The sequence below is a fragment of the Streptomyces sp. NPDC003327 genome (assembly GCF_053589515.1).
On sequence record NZ_JBSFSA010000026.1, the window covers coordinates 71,896 to 89,453 of the forward strand.

Sequence of the window (17,558 nt, forward strand, 5' to 3'; positions counted from 1 at the left end):
CTGTCGTGCTCGGGCGCTCCCGGCTCGGTCGGCCGGGCACACGGGGGAGGCGGACCACCGGGCCGGTGCTCCGCGGACGGGCCGCACGGGGCGGGGCCGAGGGGAACGGGGGGTGCGCTCGCGCCGCGAAACCCGGCGCGGGCTCAGGGGCGGATCGTCACGGCGGACAGGCGGCGGCGCCGGGCACCACGGGCTCGCGCACGCTTCACTCCTGCGGGAACTGATCGACGATCCTGACCGGTCGGGACGGCGGACGCCCGACCGGCCCACTTTACCCCGACCGGTCGCGCGCCCCGCCGGACGGAACGAACGCCCCGGCGGAACCACCGGACGGAACGGGGGGACGAGGGCCGACCCGGCCGCCAGGGTGGATGATCGGGGCAGGGGCAAGCACGCAACGGCGTCACGGGGGGGAACATGGCCACGGTGCCACGTCAGGAACAGGCGGGTCCGGCCGCCGCAGGGCACATGGTGGTCTGCGGCGACGACGGGCTGGCACGCCGCCTCGCCGTCGAGCTGCGGGAGGTCTACCGTCGGCGCGTCGTGCTCGTGACCCCCGACGAAGGGGCCGAGGACCCGAGGAGTGAGCCGGCCGGCCCGGACTCCGTCACCGACACCGGCACCCTGAGCGTCGCCGCGGTCCTTCCCGTACGCGTGGAGACCGCGCCGACCCCCACGACGGCGGCGTTGCTGCGCGCGGGGGTCGACCGGGCGGCGGCGCTGGCGCTGCTCTACGAGGACGACGAGACGAACCTGCGAGCGGCGCTCACCGCGCGTCGGCTCAACCCCGGCCTGCGGCTGGTCGTCCGCATGTACAACCGCAAGCTCGGCCACCACCTGGAGGAGCTGCTCGACCAGGCCGCCATCGTCGCGGGATCCGGCGCTGACCGGGCGGCCCTGGACGCGTCCACGACGGTGCTCTCCGACGCGGACACCGCCGCGCCCGCGCTGGTGGCCACCGCCGTCGCCGACACCAACAAGGTCGTCCAGGCCGACGGGCTGCTGCTGCGCGCCGCCGAACGCCCCGCGTCCGCCAGGGGCGAGGATCCCGACCCGGGCCTGTGCACGCTGGCCCTGCTCTCCTCGACCACCACCGACCCGGCCGGCTCCGAGGGCTCCGACGCGAGCGGCGCACAGGGTCCGGAGCTGCTGCCCGACGACCGGGCCGTCCGGGGCTCGGCGAACCGCGGCACCGTCGTCCTCGAAGCCGTCCGCCGCGCGGGGCCCGCCCTGCCGCCGCGTCGGCTCGCCCGGCGCGGCGCCCCGATCGGCGAGGTGTTCTCCGCCCGCCTGCGCTGGTCGCTCGCCGGGACCGCCGCCGCGGTGCTCGCCCTCACGGGCACCACGGCCGCGCTGACCGAAGCCGACCCCGTGCACGCCGCGTACCTGACCCTGCTCGACCTCTTCTCGATCAACGACCCCGCCCTGGAGGAGTCCTCCACCCGGCAGGTCCTCCAGCTGCTCTCCGGCCTGGTCGGTCTCGCCCTGCTCCCGCTCCTCGTGGCCGGTGCCCTGGAAGCGTTCGGCATCTTCCGCACGACCGGTGCCCTGCGCCGCCCGCCGCGCGGCCTGTCCGGGCACATCGTGCTCCTCGGACTCGGGAAGATCGGCGCCCGCGTCCTCGCGCGGCTGCGGGAGCTCGACATCCCCGTCGTCTGCGTGGAGCAGGACCCGGACGCCCGCGGCATCCCGCTCGCGCGCGACCTCGGCGTCCCCGTGGTCCTCGGGGACGTCACCGAGGACGGCGTGCTCGACGCGGCCCGCGTCCACCGGGCCGACGCCCTGCTCGCCCTCACCAGCTCCGACACCACCAACCTGGAGGCGACCCTCGCCGCCCGCAGCCTCAAGAACGACCTGCGCGTCGCGCTCCGCCTGTACGCCGACGACTTCGCGGCCGCCGTCTACCGCACCCTGCGCTCCGCACACCCGGACGCCGTCACCCGCAGCCGCAGCGTCACCCACCTCGCCGCGCCCGCGTTCGCCGGGGCCATGATGGGCCGCCAGATCCTCGGCGCCATCTCCGTCGAGCGCAAGGTCCTCCTCTTCGCCGCCCTCCTCGTCTCCGGGCACCCCCGGCTGGAGGGACGCACCGTCGCCGAGGCCTTCCGTCCCGGCGCCTGGCGCGTCCTCGCCCTCGACACCGCGGAACCCGACGCCCGCCGCCCCGACCTCGCCTCCGCCCCGCACGACGGCGACCAGCCGCAGCTCCTCTGGGACCTCCACCCGGGGCACGTCCTGCACCCCGGCGACCGCGTCGTCGTGGCCGCCACCCGGCGGGGCCTCGCCGAACTCCTCGGCCGTCGTCGCGCGGACGCCGACCGCTGACGCGCGGGACCCCCCGAGCGCCACGACCGCCCGAGCACCCCGACCGGGGCAAAAAGGGAGTGTTCGATAACATCCGCGCATGTACGACAGCCCCCGCAGCGCCCCCGACCCCGACCCCGACTCCGACTCCGCGCCCGGCCACCACGATCCGTACGTCCGCGTCCGCGGCGCCCGCGAGCACAACCTGGCCGGGGTCGACGTGGACATCCCCCGGGACACCCTCACGGTCTTCACGGGCGTCTCCGGGTCGGGGAAGTCGTCCCTGGCCTTCGGGACGATCTACGCGGAGGCGCAGCGCCGCTACTTCGAGTCGGTGGCACCGTACGCGCGGCGGCTGATCCACCAGGTCGGGGCGCCGAAGGTCGGCGAGATCACGGGGCTGCCGCCCGCGGTCTCGCTCGAACAGCGCAGGGCGTCACCCAACGCCCGCTCGTCGGTCGGTACGGTGACCACGCTGTCGAACTCGCTGCGGATGCTGTTCGCCCGGGCGGGCGACTACCCGCCGGGGGCCGAGCGGCTCGACTCCGACGCCTTCTCGCCCAACACGGCGGTCGGGGCGTGCCCTTCGTGCCACGGACTCGGCCGCGTCCACGACACCACCGAGGAACTCCTCGTACCCGACACGTCGTTGTCGATCCGCCAGGGCGCGGTCGCCGCCTGGCCGGGCGCGTGGCAGGGCAAGAACCTCCGGGACGTCCTGGACGCCCTCGGCCACGACGTGGACCGGCCGTGGCGCGAGCTGCCGGCGAAGGACCGCGCCTGGATCCTCTTCACGGACGAGCAGCCGGTGGTGACGGTCCACCCGGTGCGGGAGGCGGACCGCATCCAACGCCCTTACCAGGGCACGTACATGAGCGCGCGCAGGTACGTCCTCAAGACGTTCTCCGACTCGAAGAGCCCGACGCTGCGGGCGAAGGCCGAGCGGTTCCTGACCAGCGCGCCGTGTCCGGCGTGCGGCGGCAGCCGGCTGCGGCCGGAGGCGCTCGCGGTGACCTTCGCCGGGCGGACGGTCGCCGAGCTGGCCGCGCTGCCGCTGACCGCCCTGGCGGAGGTCCTCTCCGCGCCGCGCCCGGCCGGTTCGGAGACGGCGCGGGTCCTCACCGAGGACCTGGTCGCCCGGATCGGCACGGTCACCGAACTCGGCCTCGGCTACCTCAGCCTGGACCGCGCCACGCCGAGCCTCTCCAACGGCGAGCTGCAGCGGCTGCGGCTCGCGACCCAGCTGCGCTCGGGCCTCTTCGGGGTGGTGTACGTGCTCGACGAGCCGTCCGCGGGCCTTCACCCGAGCGACACCGAGGCCCTGCTCGTCGTCCTCGACCGCCTCAAGGCGGCCGGGAACTCCGTCTTCGTCGTCGAACACCACCTCGACGTGGTGCGGCACGCCGACTGGCTCGTGGACGTCGGTCCGCGCGCCGGGGCGCACGGCGGGCGGGTCCTGCACAGCGGCCCGCCGGAGGGCCTCGCGGCCGTCGCGGAGTCGGCGACCCGCCGGTTCCTCTTCGACCGGGCGCCGACGCCCGCCCGCGCGGTCAGGACACCGTCGGGCTGGCTGCGCACCGGGCCCGTCAGGCGCCACAACCTGCGGGCGGTGAACGCGGCCTTCCCCGTCGGCGCCCTCACCGCCGTGACCGGCGTCTCCGGTTCGGGCAAGTCCACCCTCGTGGCCGCGCTGAGCGAGGAACTCGAGGGCGTGCGACGCCTGGTGACGGTCGACCAGAAGCCGATCGGCCGCACCCCGCGCTCCAACCTGGCGACGTACACGGGTCTCTTCGACGTCGTGCGCCGGCTGTTCGCGGAGACGGAGGAGGCGCGGGCGCGCGGTTTCAAGGTCGGCCGCTTCTCGTTCAACGTGCCCGGCGGGCGCTGCGAGACCTGCCAGGGCGAGGGCTTCGTCTCGGTGGAGCTGCTCTTCCTGCCGAGCACGTACGCCCCCTGCCCCGACTGCCACGGCGCCCGCTACAACCCGGAGACGCTGGAGGTGCGGCTGCGCGGCCGGACCATCGCGGAGGTGCTCGACCTGACCGTGGAGTCGGCCGCCGCGTTCTTCGCCGACGTCCCCGCCGCCGCCCGCAGCCTGCGCACCCTGAACGAGGTCGGCCTCGGCTACCTGCGGCTCGGGCAGCCGGCCACGGAGCTCTCGGGCGGCGAGGCCCAGCGCGTCAAGCTCGCCTCCGAACTCCAGCGGCCGCACCGCTCCCCCACCCTCTACGTCCTCGACGAGCCGACGACCGGGCTCCATCCGGCCGATGTCGAGGTGCTGATGCGCCAGTTGCACGGTCTCGTCGACGCCGGTCACACGGTGATCGTCGTCGAGCACGACATGGACGTGGTGGCCACCGCCGACTGGGTCGTCGACCTCGGCCCGGGTGGCGGCGACGAGGGCGGCCGGGTGGTCGCGGCGGGGCCGCCCGCGGAGGTGGCCGCCTCGACGACGAGCCGTACCGCCCCGTACCTGGCGCGGGCGCTCGGCGGCTGACCGGGCGGGCGGCGCCCCTACCCCTTCACCTTGCGCCGGGCACGCAGCCACTCCTTGTTCATCGCCGCGATCGAGGGCAGCGGGATGCCCTTCGGGCACGCCGTGGCGCACTCCCCCGTCAGTGTGCAGCCGCCGAAGCCTTCCGCGTCCATCTGCGCCACCATGTCGAGGACCCGGGTCTCGCGTTCCGGGGCGCCCTGCGGGAGGACGTTGAGGTGGTTGACCTTGGCGGAGGTGAAGAGCATCGCCGAGCCGTTCGGGCAGGCCGCGACGCAGGCGCCGCAGCCGATGCACTCCGCGTGCTCGAAGGCGGAGTCCGCGTCGGCCTTGGGGACGGGCGTGGCGTGGGCCTCGGGGGCCGAGCCGGTGGGGGCGCTGACGTAGCCGCCGGACTGGATGATCCGGTCGAAGGCGGACCGGTCGACGACCAGGTCCTTGACGACGGGGAAGGCGGAGGCGCGCCAGGGTTCGACGTCGATGGTGTCGCCGTCGCGGAAGGAGCGCATGTGGAGCTGGCAGGTCGTGGTGCGCTCGGGTCCGTGGGCGTCGCCGTTGATGACGAGGCTGCAGGCGCCGCAGATGCCCTCACGGCAGTCGTGGTCGAAGGCGACGGGGTCCTCGCCGCGCAGGATGAGCGTCTCGTTGAGGGTGTCGAGCATCTCCAGGAAGGACATGTCGGAGGAGATGCCGTCCACCTCGTAGGTGGACATGGCGCCGGGTGCGTCGGCGTTCTGCTGGCGCCAGACGCGCAGGGTGAGCCTCATGCGTAGCTCCGCTGGGTGGGGTGGACGTACTCGAAGGTGAGGTCCTCCTTGTGGAGGACGGGGGGCCGGCCGCTGCGGAACTCCCATGCGGCGGCGTACGAGAACTCCTCGTCGCGCCGGGCTGCCTCGCCGTCCGGGGTCTGGGACTCCTCGCGGAAGTGGCCGCCGCAGGACTCGGCGCGGTTCAGGGCGTCGAGGCACATGAGTTCGGCGAGTTCGAGGTAGTCGACGATCCGGTTGGCCTTCTCCAGGGACTGGTTGAACTCCTCGCCGGTGCCGGGCACCTTGATCCGGCGCCAGAACTCGTCCCGGATCTCCGGGATGCGGGCGAGCGCCGTGCGCAGCCCCTCCTCGGTGCGGGCCATGCCGCAGAACTCCCACATGAGCGTGCCGAGTTCGCGGTGGAAGGAGTCGGGGGTGCGGTCGCCGTCCACGGACAGCAGCAGGTTCAGCCGGTCCTCGGTCTCGGCGAGGACCTCGCGGACGACGGGGTGGTCGTCGGTGACGGGTTCGGCGTGCGGGGTGCGGGCGAGGTAGTCGTTGATGGTGGCGGGCAGGACGAAGTAGCCGTCGGCGAGGCCCTGCATGAGGGCGGAGGCGCCGAGCCGGTTGGCCCCGTGGTCGGAGAAGTTGGCCTCGCCGATGGCGAAGAGGCCGGGGACGGTGGTCTGGAGGTCGTAGTCGACCCAGAGTCCGCCCATCGTGTAGTGGACGGCCGGATAGATCCGCATGGGGACCTCGTACGGGTTCTCGGCGGTGATCCGCTCGTACATGTCGAAGAGGTTGCCGTACTTCTCCTCGACGGCCTTGCGTCCCATGCGGCGGATGGCGTCGGCGAAGTCGAGGTAGACGCCCTGGCCGCCGGGGCCGACGCCGCGGCCTTCGTCGCAGACGTTCTTGGCGGCGCGGGAGGCGATGTCGCGGGGGACGAGGTTGCCGAAGGAGGGGTAGATCCGCTCCAGGTAGTAGTCGCGCTCGTCCTCGGGGATGTCGGCGGCCGGCCGGGTGTCGCCCTTCGCCTTCGGCACCCAGATGCGGCCGTCGTTGCGGAGGGACTCGCTCATCAGGGTGAGCTTGGACTGGTGGTCGCCGGTCCGCGGGATGCAGGTGGGGTGGATCTGGGTGAAGCAGGGGTTGGCGAAGTACGCGCCGCGCCGGTGGGCCCGCCAGACGGCGGTGGCGTTGGAGTTCATCGCGTTCGTCGACAGGTAGAAGACGTTGCCGTAGCCGCCGGTGGCGAGGACGACGGCGTCGGCGTAGTGGGTGGAGATCCGGCCGGTGATCAGGTCGCGGGCGACGATGCCGCGGGCGCGGCCGTCGACGACGAGGAGGTCGAGCATCTCGGTGCGGGCGTGCATCTCGACGTTCCCGGCGGCGATCTGCCGCGAGAGGGCCTGGTAGGCGCCGAGGAGGAGCTGCTGGCCGGTCTGGCCGCGGGCGTAGAAGGTGCGGGAGACCTGGACGCCGCCGAAGGAGCGGGTGTCGAGGAGGCCGCCGTACTCGCGGGCGAAGGGGACGCCCTGGGCGACGCACTGGTCGATGATCTCGACGGAGATCTGCGCGAGGCGGTGGACGTTGGACTCGCGGGCGCGGAAGTCGCCGCCCTTGACGGTGTCGTAGAAGAGGCGGTGGATGGAGTCGCCGTCGTTGCGGTAGTTCTTGGCGGCGTTGATGCCGCCCTGCGCGGCGATGGAGTGGGCGCGGCGCGGGGAGTCCTGGAAGCAGAACTGGACGACCTGGTAGCCCTGTTCGGCGAGGGTTGCGCCGGCGGAGCCGCCGGCGAGGCCGGTGCCGACGACGATGATCCGGTGCTTGCGGCGGTTGGCGGGGTTCACCAGCCTGGCCTGGAAGCGGCGCGTGTCCCAGCGTTCGGCGATGGGGCCGGCGGGGGCCTTGGTGTCCGCGATCGGCTCGCCGATCTCGTAGCCGGGGTGGCCGGGGTGGTGGTCGGGGTAGTCGGGGTAGCTCATGGTCAGCTCACCACTCCGGTCATGACGGCGACGGGGACGGAGACGAAGCCCGCGGTGAGCGCGAGCGCGAGGGTGTTGGCGAGGGCCTTGAGGAGCCGCTCGCGGCGGGCGTTGCCGACGCCGAGGGTCTGGGCGGCGCTCCAGAAGCCGTGACGGACGTGGAGTCCGACGGCGAGCATGGCGACGATGTAGACGGTGTTGCCGTACCAGGTGGAGAAGGTGTCGACGACGTTCTGGTAGGGCTTGCCCTCCTCGAAGCCGCCGGGGTGGAGGGTGCCGGTGGTGAGGTCGAGGATGTGCCAGACGATGAAGAGGGCGAGGATCACGCCGCCCCAGCGCATCGTGCGGGTGGCGTAGGAGGAGCGCTTGCGCCGGTGGACGTACGCGGTGGGCCGGGCCCTCAGGTCGCGCCGGCTGAGCTGGTACGCGGCGACGCCGTGGGCGACGACCGCGGCGAGGAGCGCGACGCGGACGAGCCACAGGCCCCACTCGTGGTGCAGGACGGGCGCGCCCATGACGCGCAGCCAGTGGCCGTAGGCGTTGAACTCGCCGGGGCCGAAGAAGACCTTGAGGTTGCCCGCGACGTGGGCGACGAGGTAGCCGAGCATGAGCAGTCCGCTGACGGCCATGACGGTCTTCTTGCCGATGGTCGATGACCAGAATCCGCGTGACGGTGCGGGGGACGGGGAGCGTCCCGTCTTCCGGTCCCTCGTGGTTGCCAGAGCCATGTTGATGACGCTAGGGCCGAAGGACCCGAGTGGTCCAAGACATGGTTCGGCTGATCTCGATAGGCGGTGGCTATGCACCTCGCCTACGCTGGGCGCATGCAGTTCCAGCAGCTCCTCTACTTCGTCGCCGTGGCCGAGACCCGTCACTTCACCCGGGCCGCGGAGCGCGTCCACGTCTCGCAGCCCTCGCTGTCCCAGCAGATCAAGGCGCTGGAGCAGGAACTGGGCGCCGAGCTGTTCAGCCGCGCCCGGGGGAACATCGCGCTCACCGAGGCCGGGGAGGCGCTGCTGCCGCTGGCCCGCCGCATCCTCGCGGACACCGACACCGCGCGCCTGGAGGTGCAGGAGCTGGCGCAGCTCAAGCGGGGCCGGGTGCGGCTCGGGGCGACGCCGAGCCTCTGCACGGGGCTGCTGCCGGACGTGCTGCGGGCCTTCCACGACCTGCACCCGGGGATCAAGCTGCTCATCGAGGAGGGCGGCTCGCACGACCTCGTACGGGAACTGGCGCGCGGGGCGCTCGACCTGGCGCTCGTGGTGCTGCCGCTGCCCACGCCGTCCCCCGCCCTGACGACGGTGGAGCTGCTCACGGAGGACCTGGTGGTCGTCTCCTCGGTCTCGGCTCCGGCTCCGCGCCGGCCGGTGCGGATCACCGATCTGCGCGACCAGCCCCTGGTGATGTTCCGGCACGGCTACGACCTGCGGGAGCTGACGGTCGGGGCCTGCCGGGCGGCCGGGTTCGAGCCCTCGTTCACGGTGGAGGGCGGGGAGCTGGACGCGGTCCTCGGGTTCGTACGGGCCGGGCTCGGCCTCGCGGTCGTCCCGGCGATGGTCGCGGCGCGGGCGGGACGGGACCTGCGGGTCACGGCCCTGGCGCGGCCGGGGCTGCGCCGGACGATCGCGCTGGCCCACCGCAGCGACGTGGCACCGCCGCGGGCCGCGCGCGAGCTGCAGAAACTGCTGCTCGCCTCGCGCCGGGGCCGGAGGGGCCGGCCCGGGGGCGAGGCGGAGACGGAGGCCGGAGCCGGGTAGGGCGGCGCGGGGCCGGACGGGCGGGACCGGGGCCCGAGCGGGGCCCGGCGGGAGCGCGGGGCCCCGATGGGCCCCGCGCCTCAGACCGCGTCGGCCAGGAGGAGGGTGTGGATGCGGTCCGGGGCGCCCGGGCGGGCGTAGTACCAGCCCTGGGCGGTGTCGCAGCCCAGTTCCCGCAGCTGCCGGGCCTGCGCCCCGGTCTCCACGCCCTCGACCGTCACCGCGAGCTCCAGGCTGTGGGCCAGGGAGACGATCCCCTCGACGATCTTGAGGTCGACCGGGTCCACCGGGTGCTGCTGCATGCCCCGCGTGAACGAGCGGTCGAGCTTCAGCACGCTCACGGGGAGTCGGCGCAGGTTGGCGAGGTTCGAGTAGCCGGTGCCGAAGTCGTCGAGGGCGATGTCGACGCCCATCTCGGCGAGCTGCCGCAGCGGCTTCAGGAGGTCCTCGTCGGCGCCGATCAGCGCGGACTCCGTCACCTCCAGGCAGAGCGCGCCGGGTTCCAGGCCGGAGCGCTCCAGGACGTCGACGGTGTCGGCGACGAGCCGCGGGTGGTGGAGCTGCGTCGGCGAGAGGTTGACGTTGATCCGCAGCGGGCCGCCGTCCGCGTGCCGGGCCTGCCAGAAGCGGGCCTGCCGGACGGCCTCCTGGAGGACCCAGCGCCCGAGCGGCACGATGAGCCCGGTGTTTTCGGCGAGCGGGATGAACCGGTCGGGTCCGAGCACGCCGTGCTGCGGATGGCACCACCGTACGAGCGCCTCGGCGCCGTGCACGCTGCCGTCGCCGAGGTGGACGAGCGGCTGGTACTCGATGAAGAACTCGCCGCGTTCGAGGGCGGCGGGGAGCGCCGTGGTGAGCCCGTGCCGGGTGATGGCGCGGGCGTCCGCCTCGGGGTCGGCGACCTCGAAGCGGTTGCCGCCCGCCGACTTGGCCCGGTACATCGTGATGTCGGCGCTGCGCAGCACCTCGGCCGCGGTGCGCTCGCCCGCGGGTCCCTCGACGACGCCGACGCTGCCGCGCACGGCGAGTTCGCGCCCGTCGATGCCGATCGGGGTGGAGAGGGAGGCGAGGATGCGGTCGGCGAGTTCCAGGACGTCGCGTCGGCCGGCCGGGCCCGTGGTGAGGGCGACGAACTCGTCGCCGCCGAGCCGGGCGACCATCTCGCCGGCCCCGGTGACGCAGCTCTGGAGCCGGTCGGCGACCTCGACGAGCAGCCGGTCGCCGGTGGAGTGGCCGAGGCTGTCGTTGATGACCTTGAAGCCGTCGAGGTCGAGGTAGCAGAGGCCGAAGCGGGTGTTCTCGCCGGGGGCGAGGGCCTTCTCCAGCCGCTCGAAGAAGAGGGTCCTGTTGGGCAGTCCGGTGAGGGCGTCGTGCGTGGCCTCGTACCGCAGCCTGAGGTGGAGGAGCCGGCGTTCGGTGGTGTCCTCCATCAGTGCCAGCTGGTACTGGGGCCTGCCGTCGGCGTCGCGGAGGAGGGAGACGGTGAGGTTGGTCCAGAGAACCGTTCCGTCACCGCGGTAGTACGGCTTCTCGACCCGGTAGTGCTCCCGCTCGCCGCGGACGAGTTCCTCGTACAGCTTCCAGACGTGGGGCCCGTCCTCGGGGTGGACCCACTCGCTGACGTTCCGGCTGCGCAGGGGGCCCTCCATCCCGCCGAACATGCGGGTGAGGGTCTCGTTGACCTCCAGGACGTTGCCGTCGAGGTCGGCGATGCCGATGCCGATCGCCGCCCCGTCGAAGACGGCCCGGAAGCGGCTCTCCGTGGCGTGCAGGGCGATCTCGGCGGCGCTGCGGGCGGAGAGCGCGGAGCGGGCGATGGCCTCCTGCTCGGCGCGGGTGCGCTCGCGCAGGCCCTGGGCGTAGCCGACGGCCATGGCGTGCTGGAGGCGGGCGCAGCGGGCCTGGAGTTCCTCGGCGGGCGTGTCGGAGTCGGCGCCGCAGTAGAGGACCAGATACGCGTCGACGACGCCGAGGCTGCGGCCGAGCGCGTCGGGGTCGGTGCAGTGGGCGTCGACGAGGGCCTGACCGGCGCGGAGCGCCGGTGCGGTGTCGAAGGGGCGGGCGTGCAGCGCGTCGCACAGGGTGCGGGCGAGCGGCAGCAGCAGTCCCTCGAACTCGGTGCGCGTCAGCGAGGTGGCGGTGGCCGGGAAGATCGCCCGGCTCCAGATGGTGACGAACCGCCTGAGTCTGTCCTCCGGGCCGTCGGCTTCCGCGACGGCGCCGGTCGGCTGCGACGGCACCTTCACGCCTTGCGCCCCACGCCCGCGAAGCCGGAGAAGGCGTACGGGTCCTCCTCCGCGACCGGTCCCTCCGGCCGCCAGCGGGGCATCGACACCAGGCCGGGGTCGACCAGCTCGGTGCCGTCGAAGAAGCGCGCGATCTCGGCGGCGGACCGCATCACCAGCGGGTTGCGGATGTTCCGGTAGACGCCGACGGCCCCGCCCGCCCGCTCCTCGGAGAGGGGGATGCCCTCGTAGGAGGCGTGGGTCAGGACGACGAGGCTGCCGGGGGCGAGGGCGTCGAGAAGCGCGGCGACGGCCGCGCGGGGCTCGTCCTCGTCCTCCAGGAAGTGCAGGACCGCGACGAGGAGGAGGGCGACCGGCCGCTCCAGGTCGAGGAGCCGGTCCACCTCGGGACTGCCGAGGATGTCGGCCGGCTTGCGGAGGTCGGCGGCGACGACGGCCGCGCGGTCGTCGCCCTCCAGGACGGCCCTGCTGTGGGCGACGGCGACGGGGTCGTGGTCGACGTAGACGACGGTCGCGGCGGGGTCGGCGGCCTGGGCGACCTCGTGCACGTTCCCGAAGGTGGGTATGCCCGATCCGATGTCCAGGAACTGCGTGACGTCGTTGTCAACCGCGTAGCGGACGGCACGCCGCATGAAGGCGCGGTTCGCCTGCATGACCTTGGGCAGGCCCGGCATGAACTCCATGGCCTTGCGGGCCGCTTCCCGGTCCACCTCGAAATTGTGGGAGCCGCCCAGATAGAAGTCATACATACGGGACACGCTCGGCACCGAAATATCGATGCCGGGCGGGGCCCAGGCGGGACGCTCCATCAATGTCTCCAACAAGTCGCCTTGGGGATGCGGCCAGGTGTGCGCGGCCTTGTGTTCGAGGTGAGGCTACTGATCGCCCGCCAGGAGGGCGAGTAGAAACGGAAATTCGCGATCCGTTCTTGGTCACACGCCTTTGGCACGTGCTCGGGCGACGAAGACTTCACGCCTTCGGCCCGTGCACCTTCACGTGCATCCGATCGTGCGTCGGCCTCGGCGCGGGGTCGTACGGCGCCGGGCGACGTCCCGGACAGGCCCCACACCTCGGGTGTTGACAGGGCGGCGGCCCGACCGGGGCCCCGGGGTATCCCGTGGGCCTCCTCCCCGGACAGGTCGACAACCGGACACTTCCCGCCCGGGCCGCCTTCCGAACACGAGTCGGTCACCTCCGTCGATCCGGCCCCGCGAGCATTCCGGGCATTGGGCGCAGAATCCTCCGCCGTCCCACGGAAGCGTCAAATCCGTGCCTCCGCGGATGACTTCCATCCGGCGAATCCGGAGCGATTCGGCCCCGGCCGGGCGAGGGGGATGCTCAAGATCGTCGGCGTGTCTCTGTACGGATCACTCCTCGCGCGGCCGCTGGCGGCCACCGCACTGGTGTGGCTGCTCGCCACGCCCGTGCCCGCCGCCGCCGACTCCTGCGCCTACGCCACCACCGGACCCGGCGGTTCGAACACGTCGGTGGCCGTCGTCGGGCCGGGCGCGTGCCGCCCCACGCCCACACCGCCGGCCCCGCCCCCCGTGCCCCCCGCGCCGCCGAAGCCCACTCCCCCGCCGAAGCCGGGCCCGCCGCCCGTACCGGCGCCGCCGCCACCTCCCGTACGGACCCCTCCGCAGCCGCCCGCGCCGCCGGCGGCTCCCGCGCCGGAGCCACCGAGCCCCGACGCGCCCCGGCCTGCCGCGCCCGAGCCGCCCGCCGCCACGCCGTCGCCCCGTCCGCCCGCGGCCGCCGCGGCGCCCGAGGCACCGTCCGCGCCCTCGGTACGGCCCCGGCCGCCGGCGGCCGGTCCCGTCGCACTCCCCCACTACCGCCGCACCGCGCGCCCGCAGCCGAAGGACGGCAACTCCGTCGTGACCACGACGGTGATGATCATGGCTCCCGCCGTGCTGGCCACGGCGATCCTGCGCCCGCGCTCCCGCTGACGCCCCTCGTGACCCCGCGCTCCCGCTGACGCCCCTCGTGCCCTGACGTCCTGGCGCCCCGACGCCTTTTCACGTTTCCCCAAGCCCGCTTTCCACCCCCGGAGTTACCGATGTCCGAATGGCTCGTCCTCACCCTGGCGATGGCCGCCGCGTGCGCCGTCGTCCTCACCATCGTCGTCATCAACCACCGTCGCATCCCGGAGGACGACGACCCCAGTGAGACCCCGGACGTCATCGAGTACATGACGATGATGATCGGCGTGATCTACGCCATCGTCCTCGGCCTCGCCATCGCCGGCGTCTGGGAGGCGCGCGGCGCGGCCCAGGAGACCGTGCGTCAGGAGGCGCAGGCGATGCACGAGATCTCGGCGCGCGTCGAGGTCTACCCGCAGGAGGTGCGGGACCGCATCCGGGCCGACGTCGACGCCTATGTCGCGTACGTCGTGAACGAGGAGTGGGCCCACATGTCCGAGGAGGGCTCCCTCAGCGAGGAGGGCACCGCCCTGCTGGAGCGGGTGCGCCGGAGCGTCACCGACTACCAGCCCGCCAACGACTTCGAGGGCCAGGCGTACCAGCCGCTGGTCGACCAGGTCGCCGTCGCCGACGACGCCCGCGGCGCCCGGGGCGAGAGCGCGGGCGCCACGATGCCGGGGGTGGTGTGGTTCGGCCTCATCATCGGGGCGCTCGTGACGGTCGGCCTGATCTTCACACTGCAGATCCGCAGGACCGGCCGGGAGCTGCTGCTCGCCGGCCTCTTCAGCGCGCTGATCGCCTTCCTGCTCTTCCTCATCTGGGACTTCGACGCGCCGTTCGGCCGGGGCATCTCGGCGACGGCGGGCCCGTTCACCGATCTGTTCCCGCAGGTCGAGCAGTAGGGGCGACACACCCCCGTGGGCCGGACGGAGGACATCCGTGCCCCATTCGCCCGTCTGGGATCGCGGTTGTGATAGTGCGCTCCTAGCGTTTCGGGCAACGAGGTGTGCAGCGCCCTTCGCGGACAACCCCTTCGCGGCTGCCCCCTCGGGACCCGGAGGAATCACCATGCGCGCGATACGTGCCGCGTCCACTGCCCTGCTGGGGGCGGCCGCCCTCGCCCTGGCCGCCCCCGCCACCGCCGCCGTCGCGGCGGACGGAGCCCCCGCGCCCAACCCGCGGGCGCCGGGAGCGAAGGCGCCCGGCGACTTCGTCGTGTCGCCCTCGCTCGTCGCCCCGGGCGGCCGGGTGACGCTCAGCGCCCCCGGCTGCGCCGGCACGACGACGGCCTCGGCGGGCATCTTCGACACCGTGACCATCGCGGCGGGCTCGTCGGCGACCGCCACCGTGGACGCCGACGCCCGCCGGGGCGCGGTCTACACGATCCTGTTCACCTGCACCGGCGGGGTCCAGGACACCGTCACCCTGACCATCAGCGGGGCCCCCACGGCGACGCCGACGGCCAGCTCGACCGCGCTCGCCCCGCTCACCACTCCCCGCGGCGTGCAGGGCGGTGTGGGCGGCTCGGTCGAGGAGGTCGGGACCGGGACGGTCGCCGCGGGAGCGGCGCTGGTCCTGGCCGCGGTCGCCGGCACCGCGTACGTGGTGCGCCGCAGGACCGCCGAGAACCGGCGGCACTGAGCCGTGGGCCCGGCGGACAGCCCGCCGCCCCCGGATCCCTTCCGGGACCGGGGGCGGGGGGCACGGGGGCCGACCGGGAGGTTCGGCCGGTCAGACTCCCGCACCGGTCATACGGCGACGGCGCACGACGAACAGTCCGCCGCCGAGCGCGGCGGCCGCGACGAGGCTGCCTCCGACCGCCATCTCGGTGGAGCTGGGGGCCAGCGAACCGCCGAGGCCACCCTGCGCGCCGCGGCCCGCGAGGACGCGGAAGGGGTGCGTGACGACACGGGAGTTGTCACTGCACTTGACGGCGAGGTTGTAGCTGCCCGGGGTGGCGTTGTTGTGGACGCGGGCGATGGCGCTGGAGAGCCCGTTGGAGTTGACCGACAGGTTGGTCTCGGGGAACGCGTTGGACGTGACCGTGCCGCCGTGGCCGCAGCCCTTGGCGGTGATGGTGATCGTCGAGCCCGCGTGGACGTCGAACGGGTTGACGGTGACGTTGCTCGGCCCGTTGGTGGCGACGGCGAGGGGGGCCGCGAGCCCGACCGCCGCGATTGCGGTGGCGGTCACCGCCAGAGTGCGTGCAGCACGCATGGTTGAACCTCCAGTGGAAGACGCCCCAAAGCGGTGCCCTGGGAGATTCGACGAGTACGCCTTCCATGACGAACCATCACAACCTGGGGCATTTCCTGCACTTCGGCGCTGCGCCACCCCGGTGAGGCGACACGCCGGGTGAACGGACCTCGCGGCGGACGGAACCGCAGGTCACAGCCGATCGGACTGCTTATCCGATGAATACTCGGATGGCTCAGCGCCGTGTCACCCGGCCCGCCCACAGCCCACCGCCCACCGCCGCCCCCGTCCGTACGGTCGCGCCGCCCCGGCTCCGGTCGCGCGCGGTCCCTGTCGCGGTCCCGCGCCGCGTCGGCATCCGGTCGCGCCCCGCCACCCGTCCGGACGCGCGGCCCACCCGTTCGCACCGTCCGGCGAGCCGGTTCGGCGATCCCCTCTTACCGTTCTCGACGACGCCACGAAGGGAGAACCATGCCCCCGAAGGACTTCCGCGTCGCCGTACGCAGGAGACGCCAACCCTGGGGCGTCCTGGCCCTCGCCATGCTCTCCGGGCTCGCGATGATGCGCAACGGGGTCGACGTCTCCGTCGGGCCGCCGCAGCCCGCCGCGGCGGCGCGTCCGATGGCGCGACCGCCCGCCCCGCCGCAGACGGAGGAGACGGCCGGGCTCGAACCGCTGCCGTTCGCCCCCGCCTCCCGGATCAAGATCCCCGCGATCCGGGTGGCCGCCCCGATCATGGACGTGGGCCTGGACCCGGACGGCTGGGTGTCGGCCCCGCCGCCCCAGGACGCCAATCTGGCCGGCTGGTACCAGAACGGCATCGCGCCGGGCCAGCGGGGCACGGCGGTCGTCGTCGGCCATGTCGACAACGACCGCGGCCCGGCGGTCTTCTACGGCCTCGGATCGCTGCGGAAGGGCCAGCACGTCGAGGTCGAGCGGTACGACGGCCGGGTTGCCGTCTTCGAGGTCTACGGCGTCGAGGTGTACGCCAAGAACGACTTCCCCGGCGTCCAGGTCTACGCCGACACCGGCCAGCCGGAGCTGCGGGTCATCACCTGCGGCGGCGGCTACACCCGGGCCAACGGCTACGACGGGAACGTCGTCGTCTACGCCCGCATGGTCGGCTCCCGCTGAGCCCCGCGCGCACGCGAAGGGCCCCGGCACCCGTCACGGTGCCGGGGCCCTCTTCGTACCGCGGCGGGGTCAGCGCCGCGGCACGGTCATGGTGTAGCCGGCGTCGAGGAGGGCGGGGAGGTAACGGCGGAGGGCGGCGACGCTCTGCGTGCGGTCGCCGCCCGCGTCGTGCGAGAGGACGACGACGCCGGGGCCCGCGCCGTCGAGGACGCGCCGGACGATGGTGCCGGTCCCCGGCTCCTTCCAGTCGAGCGTGTCGACGGACCAGGCGAGCGGTTCCATGCCCAACTCGGCGCCGATCTCGAAGGAGTGGCGGTTCCAGGCCCCGTAGGGGGCGCGGTACCAGAGCGGCGCGTCGCCGAGGGTCCGCTCGACGACCTCGCTGGTGGAGCCGAGCTCGTCGCGGATGCGGGAGGGCCGCAGCTTCGGGACGAGCGGATGCGACCAGGAGTGGTTGCCCACCACATGGCCGTCGGCGGCCATCCGCCGCAGCAGGTCGGGGTGGGCGGCCGCCATCTCCCCGCAGACGAAGAACATCGCACGGCAGCCGTACCGGCGCAGGGTCTCCAGGATGCCGGGGGTGTAGCGGGGGTCCGGCCCGTCGTCGAAGGTCAGCACCATGGAGCGCCCGACGCCGGACAGGCTGAGGAAGGGCCGCCGCCGGACGGGCGGGAGGGCGCGCGGCAGGGCCGGGGGCGCGTACGCGGTCATGGGCTGGAGCCGGTACGAGGACGGGCGCGGCCGGGCGGCGTGCGCCGGGGGCCCGGC

General features: G+C 73.6%; 14 protein-coding genes. 7 read left to right on the forward strand and 7 right to left on the reverse strand.

Going from position 1 to position 17,558, the window contains the following annotated elements; all coding sequences use genetic code 11:
- The first annotated feature begins 417 nt into the window (after positions 1-417).
- A complete protein-coding gene (locus ACWDVG_RS20325) occupies positions 418-2,325 on the forward strand; it encodes an NAD-binding protein (RefSeq protein WP_451700673.1) in 1,908 nt (635 codons plus the stop codon).
- A 79-nt stretch (positions 2,326-2,404) separates the two neighbouring features.
- Entirely contained in the window at positions 2,405-4,801 is a 2,397-nt protein-coding gene (locus tag ACWDVG_RS20330) for an ATP-binding cassette domain-containing protein (protein ID WP_451700674.1), read from the forward strand.
- Between the two features lie 17 nt (positions 4,802-4,818).
- Here the strand turns inward: ACWDVG_RS20330 and ACWDVG_RS20335 are convergent, their stop codons facing one another.
- The 3 genes from ACWDVG_RS20335 to ACWDVG_RS20345 are packed head-to-tail and all read right to left on the reverse strand — an operon-like array spanning position 4,819 to position 8,164.
- A complete protein-coding gene (locus ACWDVG_RS20335; protein ID WP_451700675.1) occupies positions 4,819-5,565 on the reverse strand; it encodes a succinate dehydrogenase/fumarate reductase iron-sulfur subunit in 747 nt (248 codons plus the stop codon).
- Positions 5,562-7,535 carry a fumarate reductase/succinate dehydrogenase flavoprotein subunit gene (locus ACWDVG_RS20340; RefSeq protein WP_451700676.1) on the reverse strand — a complete coding sequence of 658 codons (1,974 nt, stop codon included), beginning with the start codon at positions 7,533-7,535 and terminating at the stop codon, positions 5,562-5,564. The genes ACWDVG_RS20335 and ACWDVG_RS20340 overlap by 4 nt, the downstream gene beginning before the upstream one ends.
- Before the next feature lie 2 nt (positions 7,536-7,537).
- The gene (locus tag ACWDVG_RS20345; protein WP_451700677.1) at positions 7,538-8,164 is read right to left on the reverse strand and encodes a succinate dehydrogenase; all 627 of its coding nucleotides are present in this window, start codon (positions 8,162-8,164) and stop codon (positions 7,538-7,540) included.
- Between the two features lie 195 nt (positions 8,165-8,359).
- On the opposite strand from ACWDVG_RS20345, the gene ACWDVG_RS20350 reads away from it, so the two are divergent.
- On the forward strand, positions 8,360-9,292 hold the full coding sequence (locus tag ACWDVG_RS20350) for a LysR family transcriptional regulator (protein WP_451700678.1): 933 nt from the start codon (positions 8,360-8,362) through the stop codon (positions 9,290-9,292).
- Between the two features lie 80 nt (positions 9,293-9,372).
- Here the strand turns inward: ACWDVG_RS20350 and ACWDVG_RS20355 are convergent, their stop codons facing one another.
- Both ACWDVG_RS20355 and ACWDVG_RS20360 read right to left on the reverse strand, forming a co-directional pair.
- Entirely contained in the window at positions 9,373-11,538 is a 2,166-nt protein-coding gene (locus tag ACWDVG_RS20355) for a putative bifunctional diguanylate cyclase/phosphodiesterase (RefSeq protein ID WP_451700679.1), read from the reverse strand.
- Complete coding sequence (locus ACWDVG_RS20360; RefSeq protein WP_451700680.1) at positions 11,535-12,347, reverse strand: SAM-dependent methyltransferase; 813 nt, start codon at positions 12,345-12,347, stop codon at positions 11,535-11,537. Before ACWDVG_RS20360 ends, ACWDVG_RS20355 begins: the two co-directional genes overlap by 4 nt.
- 543 nt (positions 12,348-12,890) lie before the next feature.
- On the opposite strand from ACWDVG_RS20360, the gene ACWDVG_RS20365 reads away from it, so the two are divergent.
- From ACWDVG_RS20365 to ACWDVG_RS20375, 3 genes are all read left to right on the forward strand, one after another.
- Complete coding sequence (locus ACWDVG_RS20365) at positions 12,891-13,487, forward strand: hypothetical protein (protein WP_451700681.1); 597 nt, start codon at positions 12,891-12,893, stop codon at positions 13,485-13,487.
- A 110-nt stretch (positions 13,488-13,597) separates the two neighbouring features.
- Positions 13,598-14,362, forward strand: coding sequence for a bestrophin-like domain (locus tag ACWDVG_RS20370; RefSeq protein ID WP_451700682.1), 765 nt, complete (start codon positions 13,598-13,600; stop codon positions 14,360-14,362).
- 166 nt (positions 14,363-14,528) lie between these two features.
- Complete coding sequence (locus ACWDVG_RS20375) at positions 14,529-15,101, forward strand: hypothetical protein (RefSeq protein ID WP_451700683.1); 573 nt, start codon at positions 14,529-14,531, stop codon at positions 15,099-15,101.
- A gap of 90 nt (positions 15,102-15,191) precedes the next feature.
- Here ACWDVG_RS20375 and ACWDVG_RS20380 read toward each other — a convergent pair whose 3' ends face one another.
- Entirely contained in the window at positions 15,192-15,677 is a 486-nt protein-coding gene (locus ACWDVG_RS20380) for a hypothetical protein (protein WP_451700684.1), read from the reverse strand.
- 450 nt (positions 15,678-16,127) lie between these two features.
- Here ACWDVG_RS20380 and ACWDVG_RS20385 point away from each other — a divergent pair, with 450 nt between their 5' ends.
- Positions 16,128-16,790 (forward strand): class F sortase, encoded by a 663-nt coding sequence (locus ACWDVG_RS20385; RefSeq protein WP_451700685.1) that lies wholly within the window; start codon positions 16,128-16,130, stop codon positions 16,788-16,790.
- A 69-nt stretch (positions 16,791-16,859) separates the two neighbouring features.
- Here the strand turns inward: ACWDVG_RS20385 and ACWDVG_RS20390 are convergent.
- A partial coding sequence (locus ACWDVG_RS20390; RefSeq protein ID WP_451700686.1) for a polysaccharide deacetylase family protein occupies positions 16,860-17,558 on the reverse strand: 699 nt, incomplete at its 5' end.